This window comes from Mesorhizobium sp. M1078 (assembly GCF_040318615.1).
In the GTDB taxonomy this organism is placed as follows: domain Bacteria; phylum Pseudomonadota; class Alphaproteobacteria; order Rhizobiales; family Rhizobiaceae; genus Mesorhizobium.
The window spans coordinates 1-1,436 of sequence record NZ_JAMYMP010000086.1; the positions used below are offsets into that span (position 1 = coordinate 1).

At 62.3% G+C, this 1,436-nt stretch carries 1 protein-coding gene; it reads left to right on the forward strand.

Going from position 1 to position 1,436, the window contains the following annotated elements:
* Window positions 1–1,214 (forward strand): tetratricopeptide repeat protein (locus NKH38_RS33180; RefSeq protein ID WP_352904883.1); only part of this gene is annotated, 1,214 nt, incomplete at its 5' end.
* Between the last annotated feature and the right edge of the window lie 222 nt (window positions 1,215–1,436).

Genomic DNA, 1,436 nt, shown 5'->3' on the forward strand with positions numbered 1-1,436 from the left:
CCGGCGTGTTTGCCGTCCAACACGAGATGAGCGGCGAGATCGCCAAGGCGCTTGGCATGCAACCTTCGGCAGCGGAAAGCGAGCGCATGGCGCGGCCGCCGACCGAAAACCTCGAAGCCTACGACTTCTATCTTCGTGCCGAGCAGACAGCACGGACCGGTCGGCGCGACGGCCTGCGGGAGGCGCTCACGCTCTACGACAAGGCCGAGCAGCTCGACCCCGCTTTTGCGGAAGCCTTCGCGGCGGATGCAAGCACGACGGTGTATATCTGGCGTGAATCGTTCAATGACATCATGCAGAGCGCACCTGCGCGCAAGCGCGCCTATGAGAAGGCGAGCCGAGCTTTGCAACTCGACCCTGACCTTTCGTCGCCCTATGCTATTCTTGGGATCATGCAGGTCGTGGATCGCCGCTACGAGGAAGCCATCGCTTCGGTCGAGCGAGCCGTCGCACTCGGCCCCGGCGATGCTGAGACGCAAATAGCCCTGGGATACGTGCAACTGTTCGCCGGCAGTCATGCTGAGGCTGCCGAAGCGGTCGAGACGGCGCTCAGGCTCGATCCCAACCTTTCACCTGTAAACCGGCAAATTGCCGGTCTGGTCTTTCTAATTCAAGGGAGCAACGACAGGGCGATCGAGGCCCTCGAACGCACCCGCGACGATGCGCCGTCAGTCGGAGATTTCACGATCACGCTTGGTGCCGCCTACGCCCGCGCCGGCCGCCTGCAGGATGCCAGGGCGGCAGTGGCCGAGGGGCTAGGTGCCATGTCCACACCAGGTTTCGATTCATTGTCCGCATACCGACTCAACGGTGCCCAATATCGTAACCCGCAGGATTTGGCTCTCATCGTCGACGCGTTGCAGCAGGCGGGCTTGCCCGAATGGCCGTTCGGTTTCACCGGCGATGAGCACAACCGCTTGAAGGGCAAGGAGATCGCCTCGCTGGTGCTGGGCCATACTCTGCAGGGTCAGCTTGAGCCCGGTCTCCAACCAGCCTTCCTCCAGATCGGGAGCGACGGCAAGGCAGCCTTCCGCTCCACGACGCGGCTGGTCACCGAGACCGTCCGTGTCGATGGCGACTTATTGTGCGAGCTGAGCGAGAATATGTTCGGGCGCCCCGACTGTGGACCCGTCTATAAACGCGGCGACGATGGAGGCGGCGGCTATTCCTTCGTCAACTCAAGCAAGGTGTTTCACTTTACGGTTGTTCAGTAGAAGCACACGCGCGTCATAACGGACGCACACACTCGCGTCCGATGCGGGACTAGAATAGGCTGCGCGAAGCCGCTTGATCGACCAAGGAGGGCGCAGGCAGGTATGGAGCGAAGGCTTACCGCGATCCTTGCTGCCGACGTGGTCGGCTACAGCACGCTCATGGGCGAGGATGAGGTCGGCACGCTCGAACGACTGAAGGGTTGCCGTCGAGAACTGGTCGAC